Here is a 2,176-nt window from a genome sequence, read left to right on the forward strand (position 1 = left end):
GCATTACCGCTATCAACCCGTGGGGTCCGACTCCGCTGCTGATTCACACGTCTGCGTTCCATACGCTTCCTACCTAGGCCTACCTAGCCCGGATATCTCACACAAATAGGCGCATCGGGGCTACGAATCAGCGAAAGTTGTTGTGCAGCAACGACTTTTTGCAGATTCGCGGAGAGCCCCGATGCCGACAGAATGTAGCGCAGAATCATTTGATTTTGGAAGCGTGGAAGGCCGCCGTGTGGAAGCTGCCTTCGATGCCGGCTTGGTGACGTCGGATGCGGGGGCGTTGCTTTTGGGAGCAACCGATCGTGCGATCCGAATGATCGACCGGTTTGCGTCGTGCTTTCACGACGAGCGACGTCCTGAATGGATCGAGCACGAGGTCTCGACCCTGGTGGGTCAACGGGTATTCGGGATCGCGCTCGGCTACGAGGATCTCAACGATCACGACGAACTGCGCCACGATCCGATGATGGCGGTGTTGGCGGGCAAGCTCGCGGCGCGGCGGGAGGACTGCGCGCCGGTCGCCGGCAAGTCGACGCTGAACCGGCTGGAACTGAGCAAGCTGGAGCCGACGCGCTACCACAAGATCAGCCACAATCCGGTGGCCATCAAACGGCTTCTGGTCGACCTATTCCTGGAAGCGCACGCGCGAGCCCCTCAACAGATCATCCTGGACCTCGATGCGACCGATGATCCGGTGCACGGCGAGCAGGAGGGCCGCTTCTTCCACGGCTATTACGATTGCTACTGCTACCTGCCGCTCTACGTGTTCTGCGGCCGCCACCTGCTGGCAGCCAAGCTGCGGAGCGCGAGCATGGATGCGGCGGCGGGTTCGGTGGAGGAAGTGGCGCGCATCGTCAGGCACATCCGCCGCCGCTGGCCGCACGTGCGCATCCTGGTACGCGCCGACTCAGGCTTTGCGCGGGACAACCTGATGGCGTGGTGCGAAGCCAACGGTGTGGACTATGTGTTCGGCGTGCCGCAGAATCTCCGGCTGAATGCCGAGATCAAGGACGAACTGGCGCGGGCTGAGATGAAGAGCCGACGAACCGGCAAGCCGGCGCGCTACTTCAAGGAGTTCAAGTGGAGGACGCGCAGCAGCTGGAGCCGCGAGCGCCGGGTCATCGCCAAGGCCGAGTTCACCAACGGCGAGGCTAATCCGCGCTTTGTCGTCACCTCGCTGACGCGGGCGCAGTGCAAGCCAAAATACCTCTACGAGATAATCTACTGCGCCCGCGGCGACATGGAGAACCGGATCAAGGAGTGCCAGCTCGATCTCTACGCCGATCGCACCTCGAGCGCGACGATGCGGGCAAACCAGTTGCGCCTGTGGTTCGCCTCAATGGCCTACGTGCTGCTCTGCGCCATGCGCCGGATCGGGCTGCATCACACGCCGTTCGCCGACGCAAGCTGCGGCACCATCCGTCTCAAGCTGCTCAAAATCGGCGCACTCGTGCGCATCAGCGTTCGCCGCATCAAAGTCGCCATGGCGTCGGCCTGTCCCGCCGCTCAAGACTGGGGCCGTGCGGCATTCCGGCTCGCACTCGCCGCATTAGCCCGCGCCTCGCCTGCATGACACGCGCCGCCGCAGCGCGTCACCATAGGTGGCATCACCCCTGGCCCGCCGAGACCCCTTCTTCGCTGTCGCAGCAGCACCGGAAAAATACCAGCTCTCGTCGCGCCTCAGGCGCCACGGCGCAGCGCGGTCATTGAAAACGAGAGAAAATCGCCCACCCAATTTATCAATCATGCCAAGATGGTGTGAGATATCCGGGTTAGGGGGTATGGGGGCATTTTTGACCGGAAATACCCCTCAAAAGCCCTCAAAAGCCCCTTGGCAAAAGGAGTGAGAGGGTCTAAATACACGCCATCGGGGCGTGCCGGCCCAGTTTGTCGGCACGCCTTTGCGCGTCTCTGAAATCGCTTCTCTAGCAAAATGGTGATCGGAACTTATTCCTTTTGGGCATCCCGGCGGGACATCTGAAAGGAAGAAGGAGCTTTCGCCATTGGGAAACGCGCGAGGTTAGGTCCGGTGACGGATCTAACCGACCTGTCCAAGACTGCCGGCGCCGCGGCCTTCGGGCCAAGGCTTAATCCTGAAAAGGGCCAGCACAGACGGGGATGAGACCCGAGTTTGCGCAGCTTAACGGCTGCGCCAGTTTGGTTCGAACCT

General features: G+C 61.7%; 1 protein-coding gene. It reads left to right on the plus strand.

The annotated features are described in order from the left end of the window. Positions 1 to 181 precede the first annotated feature (181 nt). Positions 182 to 1,579 (plus strand): IS1380 family transposase, encoded by a 1,398-nt coding sequence (locus WB402_RS15490; protein WP_424209452.1) that lies wholly within the window; start codon positions 182 to 184, stop codon positions 1,577 to 1,579. The last annotated feature ends 597 nt before the right edge of the window (positions 1,580 to 2,176 follow it).

Origin of the sequence: Sulfuricaulis sp., from assembly GCF_049587675.1 — a bacterium.
In the GTDB taxonomy this organism is placed as follows: domain Bacteria; phylum Pseudomonadota; class Gammaproteobacteria; order Acidiferrobacterales; family Sulfurifustaceae; genus Sulfuricaulis.